This is a genomic window from Chryseobacterium shigense, assembly GCF_014207845.1.
Classification (GTDB): Bacteria; Bacteroidota; Bacteroidia; order Flavobacteriales; family Weeksellaceae; genus Chryseobacterium; species Chryseobacterium shigense_A.
The window spans coordinates 358,686-377,782 of sequence record NZ_JACHLC010000001.1 but is presented as its reverse complement, the minus strand read 5'-3'; the positions used below and the strand labels follow the sequence as shown (position 1 = coordinate 377,782).

The window sequence follows — 19,097 nt, the reverse complement described above, 5'->3', positions numbered from 1 at the left end:
CTTATGATATCTCAGGTGCTGTATAAAAAATTTTAATTTCCGGAAGACATCAATAAAGTTTTTTACTTAATTTCGATCCAAAACTACAGTTTGTAATATTTCTTTCATTTTCATTTTTATGAAAACTACAATATCCAACTGTTTGAAAAATGCACATATCAATTTGATAATTAATCATTTATGTTTTAAAAATTTACAACAACAGAACTCTTATCTGTTCTTACCAGTTTAAAATAGGCCTGCTGTATCTTTTTACCTGCTGTATCTTCCCAGTTTTTGGTGAAAGGAACATCATCCAAAGAATCCAATGCTACAATTTCAGCTGCCGTACCACAGAAAAAAGCGGCATCAGCTCCTCTCATTTCCTCAGGTTTAAAGAGGGTTTCTTTAACGGGAATATTAAGTTCACTGCATATTTCAAAAACGGTTTGCCTTGTAATTCCCGGTAGAATGTTTCCTTTTGCCGGGGTAAATAACATCCCTCCTTTTTCGTAGAACACATTGGCTCCTGAACTTTCGGCAACATTTCCGTTTTCATCGAGTAACAAGGCTTCATCATATCCTCTGTCTTTTGCATCCTGGCAGGCAAGAATGGAATTAACGTAATGTCCGCCTACTTTGGCTTCAATTTTAAAAGCTTTGGGATTCGGGCGCTGGAAACCGGAAGTCATGATTTTCATTTTATCTGCGAGATAGCCATTGCTCCATTCCCAGGCAAGGAGGGATAAGTAAGATTTTTTGCCTTTTGACAGGGACATGTTGGGAGAACAGGTTATTAGCGGACGAATGTAAGCATCACTAAAGCCGTTTCGTTCTAAAAGTTCATAGGTGAGATCTGTAAGTTCGCGGACCGTATAATCAAATGGAATATGCATCAGTTCTGCTGATTTTTTCAGTCTTTCATAATGTTCCTCTGCTTTAAATATTCTGGTTCCGTGATCTGTTTTATAGGACTTTATGCCTTCAAAAACGGAGTAACCGTAATGAAGGGACTGTCCGTAAAGATCTGTTCCTGCTTCTTCTGCCTTCAGGAATTTTCCATCAAAATACACGATAGTTTTGTCGCTGTAATACATTGTATAGGGTTTAAAAAATTAACAAACGGGAATAAAAAAAGCCCTCTCATAGTGTGAGAGGGCCTGAATATGTACAGTCATAGTCTATCCTTCTCACAAACGCAAGGGAATAATAATGACAATAATTACGGTTAATAACTGATACATAATTTTTTGAAATAAAAAAGCCGTTTCAACATATGAAACGGCTTATATAATTTAATCTAAAATATTTTATAAGGCCGTCTCTTTACTGCTGTTAATTACAACAATAATATTAGAAATGACCATAATATTTTTCTGATTCGTAAAATTCATGATACAAATGTATTGATTTTTTAATATTGCGCAAGTTTTTTTAACACTTTTTATTTTTTTCGCAAAATCCCCCGATTGTTACGGCTGTTTCAGCTACATCATGTACCCTTAAAATTTTGGCTCCCTGTTCCAACACTTTCATATGAAGTTTCTGAGTTTCCCGGTTGATATCCAAAGGAGATTTTCCAAGCGGTTTATAGATGAATGATTTCCTGGAAATGCCTATCAACAGGGGAAATTTGCTCAAACCTAAATATCCGGTTTCATCAATCATTTTCATCTGATCTTCTATTGTTTTTCCGAAACCAAAACCGGGGTCAAGAATGATATCTTTTACCCCTTTTTCAAGGAGTTCATTCGTCTTTCCGGAAAAATAACGGTTGATCTCAAGTGTAATGTCTTCGAATTTTATTTTATCGTGCATGGTTTTATAAGAGGGATTTACATGCATGAGAATGTAAGGAAGTTTTGTCTCAGCTGCAGTGTCAAACATTTTGTCATCATACTGCCCTCCCGAAATATCGTTGATGATATCGATACCTTCATTAAATCCGAATTTTACAGTTTCCGCATAGAATGTATCAAGGGAAATCAATGCTTCCGGAAATTCTTTTTTTATTCTGGAAATTACGTTTCCTATTCTCTCAATTTCTTCTTTACTGTTCAAAAATTCTGCATTCGGGCGGGTAGATTGCGGCCCGATATCGATAATCTCTGCCCCATCTTTCAGTAGTTTTTCTGCATGCTCCAATGCTGATTTTTCATTATTGAATTTTCCTCCATCGGAAAAAGAATCCGGGGTAAGATTGAGGATACCCATGATCTTTGGAGTGCTCAGTTCTACCAGTTTTCCGTTGCAGTTGATGGAATGGAAAGGTTGGAGAGTTTGAGGGTCGGAGGGTTTGAGGGTTTGGGAATTTGAAAGCATGCTTTGTTTATGATTGATAAATGATGACTGATAGGTGATGATATTCTGCAAAATTAAGACTTATTGCGAAATGTAGTGTTGCTGGTTTATTATTCGTTGATAAAGGATTGGGTAGAAACGAATATTTTTTTAGGTAAATGTCAAACTTAGAGTCTCTTCATTTTAAAATTTTCCTATAATAAACCAGCAACCAACTTTCCTACTCTTAACACTCCTACCCCGAAGCCTACACCCCGCAACCCTAAAACCTTCCAACTCAAAACCCCAAACTCTGACAAAAATCAACCGCTGATTCCTGCTACCTAAAACCTAATTCGTATATTTGAAAGATTAAGAGAATTTATGTCAAAAACATCAGTACAGTTCGGGAAAGTTATTAGTGAGTGCCGTGATCTGTTCAGCAAGAAATTACAAGATTATGGGGCTGCATGGAGGGTATTAAGACCCAGTTCCATTACGGATCAAATTTATATTAAAGTAAACAGAATCCGTACGCTTCAGATGACGGATAAAAAAATGGTGGATGAAAGTGAGGAGGGCGAATTTATTGCGATTGTGAACTATTCTATCATTGGCCTTATTCAGCTTGAAAAGGGACTTTCCAATGATTTTAATGAAAATAAGGAAGAGGTTTTAAATCTTTACGATAAATATGCTGATGAAGCCCAGGCTTTAATGGAAAGAAAGAACCACGACTACGGTGAGGCCTGGAGAGATATGAGAATTTCCTCCATCACTGATCTTATTTACCAGAAAGTTTTGAGAACGAAGCAGATTGAAGACAATCAAGGGCAAACTATTGTTTCTGAAGGGCTGGATGCCAACTATTTTGATATGCTGAATTATGCTGTTTTCTGCCTGATCAAGTTCTCTGAAAAAGAAAATATTTCCGAACCTCAAAAATAAATTCATATGGTCAAAGGTTTATTACGCTTTATTATTGCTGTTATCTTCATTCTTTCAGGCTTTGTTAAGGCTTTGGATCTGGTAGGATTTTCTTTCAAAATGGAAGAATATTTTGCTCCCCCGGTTTTCAATATGCCGTTCCTGGAAAAGTTTGCGCTTCTGTTTTCAGTCATTGTAGTTGTGCTGGAGCTTTTCTTAGGATTTATGCTGCTGTTGAAGCTGAAACTGAAGTTTACCCTTTCGGCGTTAATTGCCCTTTGTATCTTTTTTGGATTCCTTACTTTCTATTCTGCCTATTTCAATGTGGTGACGGATTGCGGATGTTTCGGAGATGCCGTGAAGTTTACTCCCTGGCAGAGTTTTATCAAAGATATTGTGCTTCTTGCCGGTCTTGTTATCCTGTTTATCCTTTACAGAAAGGAATTCAGTAAAAAAGATACTTATGGCGGTACAACAAAAGAGTCTGGCAGTAAAATAAGATATTCTATTTTAGGGCTTTTCTCACTGATCATGATTTACATTATGGCTCAAGGCATTATGCATGAACCATTGATTGATTTCCGTGATTATAAGATCGGGACCAATATAAAGGCTGAAAAGGAAAAGATCAATAAAAATCCTTCTGAGTACAAGACTTTTTATTCGCTTAAAAATCAGAAAACAGGAGAAGTTTTAAAGGTGAACCAGGATGATTATATTAAGGAAACAAAATACTGGTCAGAAGGTTCCCCATGGAAAATAGAGGAAGGAAAGAATGAATCTGTCCTTACGAAAGAAGGTTATAAATCCGAGATCGTAAAATTCAAAATTGAAGATCCTACAGGGCTGGAACTTACAGATGAAATTATCAATGCACCCAAAGCAATCCTGGTTTTCTCTTATCATCCGAAAGAAGTTTCCGCTGATCTTTTTCAGAAAGTTGAAGCCAAGGTTAATGCTCAGAAAGGAGCTGTTATTTATGGTGTTTCTACGGATCCGAATACTTTTAAAACCATTAAAAATGCTATGATGGACGGAACTGCAATCAAAACGATAGCGAGAAGCAATCCGTTTGTGCTGGTATTGGAAAAGGGAAAAATTGTGGACAAACAGCCTGCGAAGGACTATATCGATTAGAATAGATACTGTGAACAGGTAGATTGTAAAAAACCATCAATCCCGAAACACGGAACCCGCAATTATCAACTATCAAATTTAAACACTAAACTTAAACATACATTTACAAATGCAAAAATCAAATAAATCAATCGCCGGTTATCATCTTTTAATGATTCTTTCTTCCGTAGACGGAGAGTTTGCTCCTGAGGAAGGAATGCTGGTTCAACAATATATGGCTGATGAATTTCCTTTCAGAATGAATCTTGACAATGAGCTGGAAACCCTGGCTCTTTTACAGGCCGAGGAATGGAAGGATCATTTTGAATTTCATGCGAGATGCTTCCACGATGATTCTACGGAGGATGAACGTGTGAAGTTTGCAGAATTCGCTAAAACATTAATTAAAGCTGATAATAAGGTGACTGATGAGGAACATACTTTCTACAAGCTTTTGAAAAATCTGTGGAATCTGGCATAAAAAGGGCCAACCGCAGAGAAGCAAGAAGGCTTCCGGAAAAGTTCACAGTGATCAATAAAATCAATAAATATTTTTACATAAACTATGAGAAGAAAAATAGTTGCAGGAAACTGGAAAATGAATAAAAATGTCATTGACGCACAACAGTTGATGATTCAATTACTAAGCTATAAAAATAGCAACACCACTAACTGCGAAGTATGGATTGCACCGCCTTCTTTATATTTAATGATGGCTAAAGATATCTTCGAAAAAGATGAAATCGGTGTATTTTCCCAGGACATGAGCGAGCATGAAAGCGGTGCCTATACCGGTGAAATTTCAGCCGATATGCTTGAGTCTATTGATGCTACCGGTTCACTGATCGGGCATTCGGAAAGAAGACAGTATCACGGTGAAACGGATTCTCACTGCAACAGAAAGATCAAATTAGCTCTTGATAAAGGCCTGATCCCTGTTTACTGTAACGGCGAAACCCTTGAGCAGAGAAAAGCAGGGCAGCATTTTGAAGTAGTGAAAAACCAGACTGAGGTGGCTCTTTTCACCCTTTCTGCTGAAGAAATCAAGAAAGTGGTTATTGCTTATGAGCCGGTTTGGGCCATCGGAACAGGGGAAACGGCTACTCCGGAACAGGCTCAGGAGATTCATGCACATATCAGAAGCATCATTGCTGCAAAATACGGACAGGAAGTGGCTGACGAAGTTTCTATCCTTTACGGAGGTTCTGTGAAGCCGGATAATGCCAAAGAGATTTTCTCCCAGCTTGATATTGACGGTGGACTGATCGGAGGTGCAGCTTTAAAACTGGAGGATTTTTCTAAAATTATTGAGGGATTCAATTCATAGATTTCGGCTAAAGCCAATGGGGGAATATTATTTTCAGTAAATGGGCTAAAGCCCATTCTTATTGAATTTAGCAAACAATATACAATCAAAACCGGCGGCCTCTTCGAGGCCGCCGGTTTCTCTAACAATCTAATTATTGAATATCGATTAAGGTTTTCATTAAGCTTAAGCAACTTTCTTTTTTTCAGAATTTTTGTTTCTTTTGTGGTTAAAATAAAAAAACGCACCTTACCGGTGCGTTTTTCAATATTCCAAAATGAAATTATTTTTTCTCTGTGGATCTCTGTAAAACTTCGTCTACCATTCCGTAGCCTTTTGCTTCTTCAGAAGTCATCCAGTAATCTCTGTCTGAAGCTTTCTCAACCCAGTCGTAGGTTTGGCCTGAATGCTGGGCAATAATGTCATACAGCTCTTTTTTAAGCTTTAACATCTCTCTCAGGTTGATCTCCATATCAGAAGCAACCCCTTGAGCACCTCCTGAAGGCTGGTGAATCATTACTCTTGAATGCTTAAGTGCAGAACGTTTTCCTTTTTCTCCTGCTACCAGTAGAACTGCTCCCATTGAAGCTGCAATACCAGTACAAATGGTTGCTACGTCCGGCTTGATGATCTGCATAGTGTCATAGATCCCTAAGCCTGCATAAACGCTACCTCCTGGAGAGTTGATGTAGATCTGGATATCTTTAGAAGGATCAGCACTTTCCAGGAATAAAAGCTGTGCTGTTACGATATTGGCAACCTGATCGTCGATTCCTGTTCCTAAGAAGATAATCCTGTCCATCATCAGACGTGAAAATACGTCCATCTGTGCAACGTTCAATCTTCTTTCTTCCATGATATATGGTGTAAGGTTTGTTGGGCCGTACATTCCCATATACTGATCGGTAGCCAGACCGCTGTTTCCTAAATGTTTTACAGAGAAATCTCTGAAGTCTTTTTTAATGTCCATATTTCTATTATGTATTATTAAATATTTTTTTCGAAGTTTAAATTACAACTTTTATTCCTAAAATTTTATAGGACTTTTTGTCACAGAATACCTGCCTGATGATCAGCCGTATGTCTGCAAACTTATCTTTTCCTGTCGATATAGATCCCTTTGATCGGTGAATATTCAATAATATCGCTCAGTCTGATGGAAGCCTGTTTCAATAGGGTGATCTTTTTGATCAGTTCATAATATTTTACCTCATCAGTGCCACTGTATTGATCCAGCTGTCTTGCTGTTTCCTTAATCAGGTAATCAATATATCTGTATTTATGCAAAAGTACGTCACCCTGTACCTGTTCTGCTATTTTATCGCCGTAATTGGGAGGATAAATATTTCGGGAACCCCAGTTTTCCAGTTCGTCCAGAGGCATTAAAGCATCTACAACCTTCGAACTGATCTCTTCATCCATAAAAGTCACAAAGAAATTCCCGCTTCTCAGCTCTTCTTTTTGAATGCCTTCTTTCACCTGGTTAATGATAATCTCATTGCCTTTTACCAAAAAGCTGTACTGCTCTTCTTCAAAATGCAGCAGGATTTCTTCAATAACTGTGATCTGGTATTCTTCGTTCTTTTCATTTGTTCTTTTCAGCACGATATCTCCAAACATCAGCATATGATCCACAAGTTTGCTCTCCATGAACAGCACATCATACAGGTAAGGATCTTCTTTCTCCTCATCTAACGGTACGATTTCAAGTTTTGGCTGAACTTTTTCTTTCTGCTGCTGAACATGTTGATGCTGATTCTGTGTGATCTGCTTCTGAACATCAAGCTCATTGAAAAGACTCTGCTCGGATAAGCCGAATTTATTGGAAACCTCTTTCAGGTAAACTTCCCTCTTCAAGGCATTCTGAACAAAACCTACGGATTTTACAATATCCCGGATGGCTTCAGCTTTTTTAATCGGGTCGTTTCCAACTTCCCTTAAAAGAATTTCAGCCTTAAAATCAATGAAATCTTTTGCCTCATTTTCAATGAATTTTTCAACATATTCCTGCGGATGTTTCCTGGAAAAGGAATCCGGGTCGTCACCATCAGGAAACAGCAGGACACGGATATTCATTCCTTCGGTCAGAAGCATGTCGATACTTCTGAAACTGGCTTTGATTCCTGCATTATCACCATCGAAAAGAATCGTTACATTTTCTGTAAGTCTTTTGATCAATTTGATCTGCTCTGTTGTCAAGGATGTTCCGGAACTGGCTACCACATTTTCGATTCCGGCCATATGAAGTGCTATAACATCCATATAACCTTCCACAAGAAGACAGATATTTTTTCTGGAAATGGCCTGCTTACTCTGGTTTAAACCGTAAAGTACATTAGATTTATGATAAATTTCCGTTTCCGGAGAGTTCAGGTATTTGGCGGTCTTTACATTATTTTTAAGAATCCTGGCCCCGAAACCCAAAACCCTTCCTGAAAAACTGTGGATCGGGAAAATAACCCTTTCACGGAAACGGTCTATACCGGCGGGTGTATTTTCAGGGAATATGGAAAGGCCGGATTTTTCAAGAATTTCCTTGGAATATCCTTTTTCTTCGGCATAAACAGTAAAGGCATTTTTCTTTTCCGCCGAATATCCCAGCTGGAATTTCTTTATGATATCATCCTTAAGCTCACGTTCCCGGAAATAAGCCAGACCAATGCTTTTCCCCTCTTCCGAATCCCAAAGAATATCCTGATAATAAGAGTTGGCAACCTCATGAATTTTATACAGCTGGTCTTTTTCGGTCTGGGCATGTTTTGCTTCTTCAGAAAATTCACGCTGATCTTCTTCAATCTCGATTCCGTATTTTTTGGCAGCATGACGAAGGGCTTCCGGATAAGTAAAATTTTCGATCTCCATTAAAAAAGAAATGGCGGTACCTCCTTTTCCTGTTGAGAAATCTTTCCAGATCTGCTTGCTTGGTGAAACGACAAAACTCGGAGATTTTTCTTCATGAAAAGGACTGAGCCCTTTGAAATTAGACCCTGCTCTTTTAAGCTGAACGTACTCTCCTACAATTTCTTCTACCCGTATCGTTGAGAAAATCTTATCTATGGTCTGCTTGGAAATCATGATGTAAAAATAAGAAATTTCAAACTTTAAAAACTACAATCATATAATGTTTACTTATATATTTCAAGTATTTTTATTACTATTTTTGCACAAATTACTTTTATGCAATTCATTATTAACAGGATTGAAGACTGGCAGGAAATTGTCAATAACATACTTCCGGGCTTAAAACATAATATCCTTCTTTTAAAAGGAAACCTTGGTGCAGGGAAAACCACTTTCACGCAGTTTCTCCTTAAAAATCTCGGAAGTGATGATGAAGTGAACTCACCTACTTACTCTATTGTGAACGAATACAATACACCGAAGGGAAAAATCTATCATTTTGACCTCTACCGCCTAAAAAATATTGAAGAAGTATATGACATTGGCATCGAAGAATACCTCGATAATGCTTTTTTATGCATCATAGAATGGCCGGAAGTGTATGAGGAAGAGCTCTACGGGCTTAACTACCACACAATGAGCATCGTGAATACAGGAGATGAAAGAGAAGTGTCATTCGAGTAAATATTATGTATCTTTGCTTATTAATTCATAGTAAAATAACCACCTGTAAGACCTAATTTAATTAAAGAATGAGTACTACAAATATTTTTACTCCTTTCACTGAAGAAGAATTGATGCCGAAGGAAGAAAAATTGGAAGTGATCAAGAAAGGAAAACAGTTCAGTATTGGAATTCCAAAGGAAACCTGTCTTAACGAAAGGAGAACATGCATTACTCCGGATGCAGTACAGGTACTGGTAGAACATGGCCATGAGCTTATCATAGAAGCAGGGGCCGGAGAAGGTTCTTTTTTTACAGATCTTCAGTACTCCGAATCCGGGGCAAAGATCACCAATGATCCCAAAGAGGCTTTCGGACAGGATCTTATCTTAAAGGTCAACCCTCCCACAGAAGAAGAAATTGAGTACATGAAACCTAATACTTACCTGGTTTCAGCACTTCAGATCAACCTGAGAGACAAAGATTATTTCCTGAAGCTCGCCGAAAGAAAGATCAATGCCATCGCTTTTGAATTTATCGTGGATGAATACAAGCAGCTTGCTCTGGTAAGATTGATAGGTGAAATTGCAGGTACCGTTTCTATTTTATATGCATCAGAACTTCTTGCTTTATCAAACGGTTTGATGCTGGGCGGCATTACAGGAGTCAGACCTGCGGAAGTTGTTATTTTAGGAGCGGGAATCGTGGGAGAATTTGCCACAAAAGCAGCCATCGGACTTGGAGCCAGCGTGAGGGTTTTCGATAATTCACTTTCAAAGCTGAGAAGGCTTCATACCCTTGTAGACAGCCGTGTTCCTACTTCCATTATCGATCCTAAAGAATTAAGCAAAGCATTAAGGCGTGCAGATGTTGTGATAGGTGCGCTTCCAAGATTGAATATGACCCCGATTGTTACCGAAGAAATGGTTTCGAAAATGAAAAAAGGCAGTGTCATCATTGATATTACGATAGACAACGGCAAGGTCATTGAAACCTCCGAACTTACAACCATGGATAACCCGTATGTTATCAAACATGGCGTGATCCACTGCGGACTTCCCAACCTTACGTCAAGAATGCCAAGAACCACAACAAAAGCCATTTCCAATTTCTTCCTGTCCTATATCCTGAATTACGATGAAGAAGGCGGCTTTGAAAATATGCTGATCCGCAAAAATGAAATGAAACAGAGTTTATATATGTACAAAGGAAGGCATACTAAAAAAGTGATCTGTGACCGTTTCGGACTTACTTACCACGATATCAATCTTTTAATTTTCTAATGAAAAAACTTAAATTCTATTTAATAGGCCTTGTTCCGGGACTCCTCCTCGTATTTTTTATCTTAAACAAAAAAGGGGCAAGCTGCAGCGGATATCTTCCCAACAGCCGTGTAATAGCCGAAACCCTGTCTAAAGAATTCAAATATTCGGAAGACTTCAAAAACGGAATAAGTACTTATAAGATTGATGAAAAGTTTGTAAAAGACAGTATCATTACCAAAGGAAAAGTAGATTTCGATAAAAGTCATGCACAGAAAAAACCTTGTCCTGACTATGTTCTGACCTATCCTGAGAAGAATCCTTCTTACGAGATCACCTTTGAGAAATGTGAGGAAACAGCAACTTTAAACAGTATTAAAAAACTTAAATGATCCTGGAGATCTTTTGCTAAATTTATATAAAGATCATTAAAAGCTATTTTTATGGGAGGCAATTACTACATGATCCACGATTACCTGATCTTTATTGGAGTTTTTGCTATTTTCTTTCTGCTTACGGTCAGCATTTACCTGTTCAGCCAGAACAGCAGGATCAGGCAGAGAAATACCAGACTTTCCGAAGCAAATAAAATCATCGAACAGAAACTGAATGAAGTTCAGCTGGAACATATCGGTACAAAACTGAATCCCCACCTTTTTAAAAATATACTGAACTCCGTACAGTCTCATGCTTACCAGACTTATATGTCCCTGGATAAACTTGCAAATGTTCTGGATTATATCCTGTATGAAAGCAACAATAAATTCGTAAGCCCGAAAGAAGAACTGAATTTCGCTTTAAGCCTAATAGAAATTAATAAAATAAAGATCAACCCTCTTTTTGATTTCAGGATTAAATCAAGGATCAATAAATCTGACGCAGTGTATGAAGAAAAAGTCTTTGCCCCACTGATTTCTGTTGACCTTATTGAAAATGCCTTTAAACATACCGATTTTCTGGCACAGGATTCTTTCATCTCAATCCATATGGAGCTTGAAAACGGAATATTCATCATGAAAGTCAGCAACAAGGCATCATTAAAAAATATTCTTGAAAAGGAAAACAGCGGTTTCGGGAGCCAATCTTTGGATCAAAGGCTTAAGATGATCTACAGCAATCATTATCAGCTTGAAAAAAGCTCTAAAAACGGTATTTTCACAGCAGAATTAAAAATCAATTTAGGAGAATTCTATGATAAAATGCGTTATTCTTGATGATGAACTATTGGCAATCAGTTACTTAAAGCTTCTATGCGAACAGATTGACAGTGTAGAAGTGGTAAAAGCATTCAATGATCCCAAAGTTTTCCTGAATGAAATAGATGATATCGACTGTAATCTCTGTATTCTTGATATCGAAATGCCCGGAATGACAGGGCTTCAGGTGGCAGAACTTATTTCCGGTTCCAAAAAGATCATTTTTACCACCGCTTACAAAGAATATGCAGCAGAAGCCTTCGACCTGAATGTGGTAGATTATGTGAGAAAACCCATCAAAAAGGAAAGACTCATCCAAGCCTTCGAAAAAGCAAAAGAACTCGTAGACATTCCCCATAAAAAGGATCTGATTGAATGGAACACCAATATCGGAAGAACTGTGATTTTCACAGAACAGATTGCCTACATTAAAACATCGGAAATCGACAGCCGCGACAAAGATATTATCCTGAATGACGGAACTACAATTGTCCTGAAAAACCTCAGCTTTAAGAATCTTCTTGAAATGCTTCCCCAAAAAGACTTCGCACAGGTAAACAAAAAGGAAATTATTGCCCTGTCTTCTATCAAAATATTTTCAACCAATGAAATTATTACTACCATTCAGGCGGAAGGGGATCATTTTCTAAAGCTTCAGATTGGAGAAGCTTATAAACATTCATTAATGGAACTGTTCGGAAAGTAAATCTTTCAGACATTTACGGTTTCACTGCAGAATGTGCCAGTTTCATTATACCTGATCTTTTTGCATTAATTATACAGCCTGTTTTTGTTGCCGATTAAATGATTTTATCATGAAAAACGTTTTGTATGCAGCAGGAATTTTCAAATCCGGACCGGATTATTCTTCCATCAGTTTTTTATTACATTTTTCAGAACATTTATTACATTTTAGAAAGAATAGTATTTAACATTCATATATTCTTATCAACTTTGCATTTAAAATATTAGGAATCATGAACTGGGGAAAATACAGAAATTTAATTTTTTACATAGCAACCATAGCCTTTTTTTCCTGCCTGATGTACTTCTTCATCATAGAAGGTCAAACATTGGAAATCAAGGAAAATATTGTAACGAAAACCAATACAGGTTCCACATGGGAAAATTTCCAGGAATCCTTTAAAACAAATCTTCATCATCCCCTCGCACTTCTTCTTGCACAGATTGTCACCATTATCCTTGTTGCGAGGCTTTTCGGATGGGTTTGTATGAAGATCAAACAGCCTACAGTAATTGGTGAAATGATTGCCGGGATTGTTTTGGGTCCATCGTTGGTAGGCATGTATTTCCCTGAATTCTCAGCTTTTCTTTTCCCTAAAGAATCGTTGGGTAACTTACAGTTTCTGAGCCAGATAGGTCTTATCCTCTTTATGTATATCGTAGGAATGGAGCTGGATCTCAGTGTTTTAAGAAAAAAAGCCCATGATGCAGTGGTCATCAGCCATGCCAGTATCATTATTCCTTTTGCATTGGGAATAGGACTTTCTTATTTCGTGTATCAGGAATTTGCACCGGAAGGTATTCAGTTTACATCATTTGCCCTGTTTATTGCTATTTCAATGAGTATTACGGCATTCCCGGTACTCGCAAGAATTGTGCAGGAAAGAAACCTCCAGAAGACCAAGCTGGGAACAATTGTGATTACATGTGCCGCAGCAGACGACATCACAGCCTGGTGTATCCTTGCAGCGGTTATCGCCATTGTAAAAGCAGGATCATTCACAAGTTCTATCTATGTGATCATTATGGCAATAGCTTATGTATTTTTCATGATCAAAATCGTAAGACCTTTTCTGAAAAGAATCGGGGATTTGCAGGCAGGAAAAAATACCATCAGTAAACCAATGGTAGCTATTTTCTTCCTGACGCTTATTCTTTCCGCCTATGCAACCGAAGTAATTGGTATTCATGCTTTATTCGGTGCGTTTATGGCCGGAGCAATCATGCCGGAAAATGCAAAATTTCGTACCCTTTTCATCGATAAAGTAGAAGATGTGGCCCTGGTTCTTCTTCTTCCGCTGTTCTTTGTATTTACAGGGCTCCGTACACAGATCGGACTGTTGAATGACGGGCATTTATGGATGACCGCAGGTTTAATTATAATAACAGCTGTAGCAGGAAAATTTGCAGGAAGTGCCCTTACTGCACGCTTCGTCGGCATCAACTGGAAAGAAAGCTTAACAATTGGCGCTTTGATGAATACAAGAGGCTTAATGGAACTTATTGTACTGAATATCGGATATGATCTGGGAGTATTAAGTCCGGAAATATTTGCCATGCTGGTTATTATGGCTTTGTTCACTACTTTTATGACAGGGCCTGCTTTAGACTTTATCAATTTTGTTTTTAAATCCAAAAAAGGTTCCGATGAAGAAGTTCACGACAATAATGATTCAAAATACCGGGTCCTTCTTTCTTTTGACAAACCTGAATCCGGAAGTACACTTCTGAAACTAGCCCATGATTTCACTAACAAAATGAACGGCAATAAAAGCATTACTGCGATGAATATTGCTCCGGTAGATGAAATGCATGCCTATGACATCAATGAATATGAAGATGCACAATTTAAAAACGTTATTGAAACTTCTCACGACCTGAAACTGGAAGTCACGACCCTTTTCAAAGCTTCTACAGATATTCAGAATGATCTTGCCGGTATTTCAAATAAAGGAAATTACGATCTACTTCTCATCATGTTGGGAAAATCTATGTACGAAGGAAGTTTGCTTGGAAGACTGCTAGGATTCACCACCAAGATCATTAACCCGGAAAAGCTTCTGAATACGGTAAAAGGCAAAGGAAATATTTTCAACAATTCTCCTTTTGATGATTTCACCCTTCAGATTCTTGATAAAACCAATATTCCGGTGGGAGTTCTGGTAGAAAAGGACTTCAAATCTGCAGACAGAGTTTTTGTTCCTATTTTTAACCTGAGCGATTTTTACCTGCTTGAATATGCCAAAAGACTGATCAACAATAACAATTCACAGATCATTATTCTGGATGCTGCGGGACAGATCCGTAACAATATTGAGGTAAAGGAACTTATCAGAAGTATTGAGCAGGTAGCCCCTAACCATATCACTTTATACAACGAGAAAAAAATAGAAAAGGAATTCCTGAATTCACAGGATCTGATGCTGGTCAGCAGCAAAAGCTGGAAAAACCTTATCGACACCAAAAGCCTGTGGTTATCTGATATTCCCTCGACCCTTATTATCTCTAACCCATAAAAACAGTCCACACAGTCCATATTAACTTTCATTTCCGTATTGGTTAAAAACTCCAACTCAATACACGCATAACCAGTAACGGGATGGAACTGTAGAACCGGCGGTTGAACCTTCCTGCATAGGGTGACACTGCCGGAGAATCTGCAGAATAATTTATCAATCCAAAGGAATATTCATTATTTTTAAAGCATTCTTTCAATCTTAAAAGTAATTTAAAAATAAATTCGACATCTCATCTATGAAAAAAGTAAGTTTCGTCTGCCTCAGTCTTCTTATGCTTGCCAGCTGTAAAAACAAATCAGAAAAAACAGTGAATGAAGCCCTGATAATTAAAAAGGACAGCATTCCAACAAAAAAAGCTGTAACAGCAAACACATCTTCAAACGCAAAAAAAACTTCAGCATCTAAAGAATGTACTGAAAAGCAAATTGAATATGAAACGGAGCAGATCTGCACCTTTAAAAATGCTGATATTGACGAAGTTTACCAGAGAACAATAAAAGACAAGGAAATAGAACAATCAGAACTTCTGCTAACTGATCTTCCAAAAGAAAACATTACAAAAGAAATAAATAAAAACGGTCTAATATCCATAGATTACACCGTTTCTCCACAAAAAACTGTAATTGAATTCCTGTTTGCAGGCGGAGTTACAACTTTAAGCCTGGAACAAACGGATAAAGATGTAAAAAGAATAATCATCCACAGTGCAGATTAGTAATGAAAGCCATATGTGGATTCAAACGATAATTTAACCCGAAAATATCCTGAGTTTAAAAAATATTTTATACCTTCGCTTCGTGAATTTCAATAACGGAACATATTATTACGGAATTTTTAACTCAGATCTGGGCTAGGGATTCTTATGAACATAACTTAAAACCTCGTCCTGGGACGGGGTTTTTTATTTTAAAAATTTAAAAAGATGAAAATAAGTATTATTGGTACAGGTTTAATCGGGGGTTCAATGGCTTTAAAACTAAGACAGAAAGGCATTGCAGATTTCATCTACGGAATCGATAATAATCAGCAGCACATTGCTGAAGCACTGAATTTAAATATTATTGATGCAGGTACAGATCTTGAATACGGCGTTAAAAATGCTGATTTCATCATTATTGCCGTACCTGTGGATGCAGCCAGAAAGCTATTACCAAGTGTTCTGGACCTTATAACTGATAAGCAGACAGTAATGGATGCCGGATCTACCAAAGCAGGAATTGTAAACGCTGTAAAAGGTCACCCAAACCGTTCCAGATTTGTAGCATTCCACCCGATGTGGGGTACGGAAAACAATGGTCCCGGATCTGCCGTTTCAGACAGTTTTTCAGGAAAAGCAGGAGTCATCTGCAATAAGGAAGAGTCTGCTGCAGACGCTCTTCAATTGGTAGAAAAAGTGGCGGAAAGCCTCGATATGCACCTGATTTATATGAATGCCGAGCAGCATGATATTCATACCGCCTATATTTCACATATTTCCCACATTACATCATATGCGCTGGCCAATACCGTTCTGGAAAAAGAGCGTGAAGAGGAAACTATTTTCCAGCTTGCCAGTTCCGGTTTTTCCAGTACTGTACGTCTTGCCAAATCGCATCCGGAAATGTGGGTACCCATATTTAAGCAAAACAAGGAGAATGTGCTTGATGTTCTGAATGAGCACATTACCCAGCTCAGAAAATTCAAGGCTGCATTGGAAAAAGAAAACTATGAATACCTTGAAGAACTGATCAGTAATGCGAACAGGATCAGGGGAATATTAAGATAGATCAGGAATAAACTACGAACCGGCAAAACAATCGTTTTGCCGGTTCGTAGTTTTTATCTCAACTTTTTACTGGTATATTAAAACTTCATCATCAGCCCTACCCCATTACTGTCATTTAGCACGTAATAGCTTGGAGTGAATTTTGAATTGTTTGCATTTCTGTAATTATTGACCGCATTTTTCATTTGAGAGTGCCCTGCCAGTTTTAAGGTTACCCCCACTCCTGCTCCAACAAGGCCAATAATCAGTGGAACCGGAGAGCCTTTTGATTCGCCGTTTTTTACGCTGGTACTGTTTGCTTGGGAAAGATTTAAAAGTCCGCCTACAAGGAAACATGCTGCTCCTCCCGCTACAAATGCTGTTCCCAGATTGTTGGTTGCTCTTCCTTTCATATATTCAGAATCTTTCTGTTGCAGAAGATAATTTTTGATATCATGTTTATCGGTAAACTTTAGGTTTTCTTTTTCCGGTTCAGCAGTTGATATCACCGGGGTTTCAGCCGGAGTTTCTGAAATTTCACCTGCATGGACTTCCTGAACTGCTTTTACAGAATTTTCATATAGAAATTCCTCAGCTCCATTTTCAACATTTTTATAGGTAACCTTTCCTTTACTGAATTTCAGATCTTTATACTGTATAGTCATTCCGTTTTGAGTAGTGATTGTTCCTTTCTGTGAAGTTTCCGGAATACTGACTTGTGAATAGACCGCTAAAGAAGCAGCTATACACAATAGTGTAATAATTTTTTTCATGGTATTTATTTTTTTGGTAAAAATATCTGTTTTTATTGACACTTCAAATATTATTTTACCCGAAATAATAACCAGAGAAGCTTTATTTTCTTCAAATCTTAATGGTTTTCAATACAAAATCCCCAGACTTACATCTAAGGATTTTTTATTTTAAAAAGTATGTTCTTATTTTAACATTCAGGAACGTTTACCGCAATCGCCAGTCCTCCTTCTGAAGTTTCCTTGAAGCGGTCGCTCATTGACAAAGCGGTTTCCCACATCGTCTGGATCACCTCGTCCAGTGTTACCTTTGCTTTTGCAGGATCACTTTCCAGAGCGATATTGGCCGCTGTAATTGCTTTCATGGCTCCCATTGTATTTCTTTCAATGCATGGGATCTGCACAAGTCCTTTGATCGGATCACAGGTAAGTCCCAAATGATGTTCCATAGCAATTTCTGCCGCCATCAGTACCTGACCGATGCTTCCGCCCAAAATTTCCGTAAGCCCTGCCGCCGCCATTGCCGATGAAACTCCTATTTCAGCCTGACATCCGCCCATTGCAGCAGAAATGGTTGCATTTTTCTTAAACAGTGTACCAATTTCACCGGCTACCAATAAAAATCTTACAATATCGTCCTCATTGGTAAACTCTGTAAATGCCTGGGAATACATTAAAACTGCCGGAATCACACCGCTGGCCCCATTGGTAGGCGCTGTGATAATTCTTCCGAAGCTTGCATTCTCTTCATTGACTGCCAGTGCAAAACAGGCAATCCATTTATTGATATTGGTGAAGTTTTCCTCAGCGTCCACAACGAGCTGAAACCATTCATCCATATTTTTATAGATCTTGTCTCCCAGAAGCTTCCTGTTGATTCCAGCTGCTCTTCGGGTTACATTCAGGCCTCCTGGAAGAATTCCTTCCTTATTAACACCTTTGTAGATGCATTCTTTGATATTCTGCCAGATATTCAGTGCTTCCTGTTTGGTTTCTTCCTGGGATCTCCAGCTTTCTTCATTAATCAGGATCAGATCCGAAAACCTTTTAATTCCTAATTTTTCACAGTATTTTATAATATCCGAACCGTGGTGGCATGGATACAACGTTCGTACACATTGCTTTTGTATGGAGTTTTTTTCCTGGCTTGCAATAAAACCTCCTCCCACAGAATAAAAATCCTGAACCAGCTCAGTTCCGTCTTCAAAAACAGCCTTAAAAATCATTCCGTTAGGATGAAAATCAAGGGATTTCTGCATATTGAGAACCAAATGGTATCCATAGATAAAAGGGATTTCTTTTTCTCCGCCAAGATTAATGGTCTGGTCTTTTTTTATCTTTTCTATTTTCTCATCAATTTTTGAAGTATTGATGGTCTTAAAATCCTCACCATTCAGTCCCAGCATTCCGGCAATATCCGTCCCATGACCAATTCCGGTTTTAGCTAAAGAACCGAAAAATTCAAGGAAAACCTCCTTTACTTCTGCGATTGATCTTTCTCTTTTTATAATTCTGATAAATGCAGAAGCCGCATTCCAGGGCCCCATCGTGTGTGAACTGGATGGACCTATTCCTACTTTAATAATCTCAAAAACCGATATTGATTCCATAAATCATAGCACATTTTCCTCTATTAACAAAGATACGTGATAAAATATTAATAGGACCAGTCTGGAATCAGGTTTATCATTTATTTAATGATTGGTAT

Annotated in this window: 18 protein-coding genes; 12 read left to right on the top strand and 6 right to left on the bottom strand. The window is 38.0% G+C overall.

Annotated features, from left to right (window positions below):
• Positions 1-185: 185 nt before the first annotated feature.
• Together ilvE and folP are read right to left on the bottom strand one after the other, a co-directional pair.
• Complete coding sequence (gene ilvE / locus HNP36_RS01735; RefSeq protein WP_184161208.1) at positions 186-1,076, bottom strand: branched-chain-amino-acid transaminase; 891 nt, start codon at positions 1,074-1,076, stop codon at positions 186-188.
• A gap of 337 nt (positions 1,077-1,413) precedes the next feature.
• Positions 1,414-2,193, bottom strand: coding sequence for a dihydropteroate synthase (gene folP, locus HNP36_RS01730; protein ID WP_184162328.1), 780 nt, complete (start codon positions 2,191-2,193; stop codon positions 1,414-1,416).
• A gap of 450 nt (positions 2,194-2,643) precedes the next feature.
• On the opposite strand from folP, the gene HNP36_RS01725 reads away from it, so the two are divergent.
• From HNP36_RS01725 to tpiA, 4 genes are all read left to right on the top strand, one after another.
• Positions 2,644-3,207, top strand: coding sequence for a DUF1599 domain-containing protein (locus HNP36_RS01725; RefSeq protein ID WP_184161211.1), 564 nt, complete (start codon positions 2,644-2,646; stop codon positions 3,205-3,207).
• A gap of 6 nt (positions 3,208-3,213) precedes the next feature.
• Positions 3,214-4,323 carry a BT_3928 family protein gene (locus HNP36_RS01720; RefSeq protein WP_184161214.1) on the top strand — a complete coding sequence of 370 codons (1,110 nt, stop codon included), beginning with the start codon at positions 3,214-3,216 and terminating at the stop codon, positions 4,321-4,323.
• A 109-nt stretch (positions 4,324-4,432) separates the two neighbouring features.
• Positions 4,433-4,783 carry a TerB family tellurite resistance protein gene (locus HNP36_RS01715; RefSeq protein WP_184161217.1) on the top strand — a complete coding sequence of 117 codons (351 nt, stop codon included), beginning with the start codon at positions 4,433-4,435 and terminating at the stop codon, positions 4,781-4,783.
• An 84-nt stretch (positions 4,784-4,867) separates the two neighbouring features.
• Complete coding sequence (gene tpiA, locus HNP36_RS01710) at positions 4,868-5,629, top strand: triose-phosphate isomerase (protein ID WP_184161220.1); 762 nt, start codon at positions 4,868-4,870, stop codon at positions 5,627-5,629.
• A gap of 262 nt (positions 5,630-5,891) precedes the next feature.
• Here the strand turns inward: tpiA and clpP are convergent, their stop codons facing one another.
• Both clpP and dnaG read right to left on the bottom strand, forming a co-directional pair.
• A complete protein-coding gene (gene clpP / locus HNP36_RS01705; protein ID WP_040995771.1) occupies positions 5,892-6,578 on the bottom strand; it encodes an ATP-dependent Clp endopeptidase proteolytic subunit ClpP in 687 nt (228 codons plus the stop codon).
• Between the two features lie 122 nt (positions 6,579-6,700).
• Positions 6,701-8,683 (bottom strand): DNA primase, encoded by a 1,983-nt coding sequence (gene dnaG, locus HNP36_RS01700; RefSeq protein ID WP_184161222.1) that lies wholly within the window; start codon positions 8,681-8,683, stop codon positions 6,701-6,703.
• Positions 8,684-8,785: 102 nt separating this feature from the next.
• Here dnaG and tsaE point away from each other — a divergent pair, with 102 nt between their 5' ends.
• From tsaE to HNP36_RS01660, 8 genes are all read left to right on the top strand, one after another.
• Complete coding sequence (gene tsaE / locus HNP36_RS01695) at positions 8,786-9,193, top strand: tRNA (adenosine(37)-N6)-threonylcarbamoyltransferase complex ATPase subunit type 1 TsaE (RefSeq protein WP_184161225.1); 408 nt, start codon at positions 8,786-8,788, stop codon at positions 9,191-9,193.
• A gap of 68 nt (positions 9,194-9,261) precedes the next feature.
• On the top strand, positions 9,262-10,455 hold the full coding sequence (locus HNP36_RS01690; protein ID WP_184161228.1) for an alanine dehydrogenase: 1,194 nt from the start codon (positions 9,262-9,264) through the stop codon (positions 10,453-10,455).
• The gene (locus tag HNP36_RS01685) at positions 10,455-10,826 is read left to right on the top strand and encodes a hypothetical protein (RefSeq protein WP_184161232.1); all 372 of its coding nucleotides are present in this window, start codon (positions 10,455-10,457) and stop codon (positions 10,824-10,826) included. Before HNP36_RS01690 ends, HNP36_RS01685 begins: the two co-directional genes overlap by 1 nt.
• 51 nt (positions 10,827-10,877) lie before the next feature.
• On the top strand, positions 10,878-11,648 hold the full coding sequence (locus HNP36_RS01680) for a histidine kinase (protein WP_184161240.1): 771 nt from the start codon (positions 10,878-10,880) through the stop codon (positions 11,646-11,648).
• A complete protein-coding gene (locus HNP36_RS01675) occupies positions 11,626-12,336 on the top strand; it encodes a LytR/AlgR family response regulator transcription factor (protein ID WP_184161243.1) in 711 nt (236 codons plus the stop codon). Before HNP36_RS01680 ends, HNP36_RS01675 begins: the two co-directional genes overlap by 23 nt.
• 271 nt (positions 12,337-12,607) lie before the next feature.
• Positions 12,608-14,890, top strand: coding sequence for a cation:proton antiporter (locus HNP36_RS01670; RefSeq protein WP_184161246.1), 2,283 nt, complete (start codon positions 12,608-12,610; stop codon positions 14,888-14,890).
• Positions 14,891-15,128: 238 nt separating this feature from the next.
• Positions 15,129-15,608 (top strand): hypothetical protein, encoded by a 480-nt coding sequence (locus HNP36_RS01665; protein WP_184161249.1) that lies wholly within the window; start codon positions 15,129-15,131, stop codon positions 15,606-15,608.
• A 207-nt stretch (positions 15,609-15,815) separates the two neighbouring features.
• On the top strand, positions 15,816-16,658 hold the full coding sequence (locus HNP36_RS01660; protein ID WP_184161252.1) for a prephenate dehydrogenase: 843 nt from the start codon (positions 15,816-15,818) through the stop codon (positions 16,656-16,658).
• Between the two features lie 77 nt (positions 16,659-16,735).
• On the opposite strand, the gene HNP36_RS01655 is transcribed toward HNP36_RS01660, so the two are convergent.
• Together HNP36_RS01655 and HNP36_RS01650 are read right to left on the bottom strand one after the other, a co-directional pair.
• A complete protein-coding gene (locus HNP36_RS01655; protein WP_184161255.1) occupies positions 16,736-17,410 on the bottom strand; it encodes a hypothetical protein in 675 nt (224 codons plus the stop codon).
• A gap of 170 nt (positions 17,411-17,580) precedes the next feature.
• Positions 17,581-18,999 (bottom strand): L-serine ammonia-lyase, encoded by a 1,419-nt coding sequence (locus HNP36_RS01650; RefSeq protein WP_184161259.1) that lies wholly within the window; start codon positions 18,997-18,999, stop codon positions 17,581-17,583.
• Positions 19,000-19,097 lie beyond the last annotated feature (98 nt).

Coding starts and splice junctions, on each gene's coding strand:
- ilvE (WP_184161208.1), bottom strand. CDS start 1,076: ATGTATTACAGCGACAAAACTATCGTGTATTTTGATGGAAAATTCCTG.
- folP (WP_184162328.1), bottom strand. CDS start 2,193: ATGGGTATCCTCAATCTTACCCCGGATTCTTTTTCCGATGGAGGAAAA.
- HNP36_RS01725 (WP_184161211.1), top strand. CDS start 2,644: ATGTCAAAAACATCAGTACAGTTCGGGAAAGTTATTAGTGAGTGCCGT.
- HNP36_RS01720 (WP_184161214.1), top strand. CDS start 3,214: ATGGTCAAAGGTTTATTACGCTTTATTATTGCTGTTATCTTCATTCTT.
- HNP36_RS01715 (WP_184161217.1), top strand. CDS start 4,433: ATGCAAAAATCAAATAAATCAATCGCCGGTTATCATCTTTTAATGATT.
- tpiA (WP_184161220.1), top strand. CDS start 4,868: ATGAGAAGAAAAATAGTTGCAGGAAACTGGAAAATGAATAAAAATGTC.
- clpP (WP_040995771.1), bottom strand. CDS start 6,578: ATGGACATTAAAAAAGACTTCAGAGATTTCTCTGTAAAACATTTAGGA.
- dnaG (WP_184161222.1), bottom strand. CDS start 8,683: ATGATTTCCAAGCAGACCATAGATAAGATTTTCTCAACGATACGGGTA.
- tsaE (WP_184161225.1), top strand. CDS start 8,786: ATGCAATTCATTATTAACAGGATTGAAGACTGGCAGGAAATTGTCAAT.
- HNP36_RS01690 (WP_184161228.1), top strand. CDS start 9,262: ATGAGTACTACAAATATTTTTACTCCTTTCACTGAAGAAGAATTGATG.
- HNP36_RS01685 (WP_184161232.1), top strand. CDS start 10,455: ATGAAAAAACTTAAATTCTATTTAATAGGCCTTGTTCCGGGACTCCTC.
- HNP36_RS01680 (WP_184161240.1), top strand. CDS start 10,878: ATGGGAGGCAATTACTACATGATCCACGATTACCTGATCTTTATTGGA.
- HNP36_RS01675 (WP_184161243.1), top strand. CDS start 11,626: ATGATAAAATGCGTTATTCTTGATGATGAACTATTGGCAATCAGTTAC.
- HNP36_RS01670 (WP_184161246.1), top strand. CDS start 12,608: ATGAACTGGGGAAAATACAGAAATTTAATTTTTTACATAGCAACCATA.
- HNP36_RS01665 (WP_184161249.1), top strand. CDS start 15,129: ATGAAAAAAGTAAGTTTCGTCTGCCTCAGTCTTCTTATGCTTGCCAGC.
- HNP36_RS01660 (WP_184161252.1), top strand. CDS start 15,816: ATGAAAATAAGTATTATTGGTACAGGTTTAATCGGGGGTTCAATGGCT.
- HNP36_RS01655 (WP_184161255.1), bottom strand. CDS start 17,410: ATGAAAAAAATTATTACACTATTGTGTATAGCTGCTTCTTTAGCGGTC.
- HNP36_RS01650 (WP_184161259.1), bottom strand. CDS start 18,999: ATGGAATCAATATCGGTTTTTGAGATTATTAAAGTAGGAATAGGTCCA.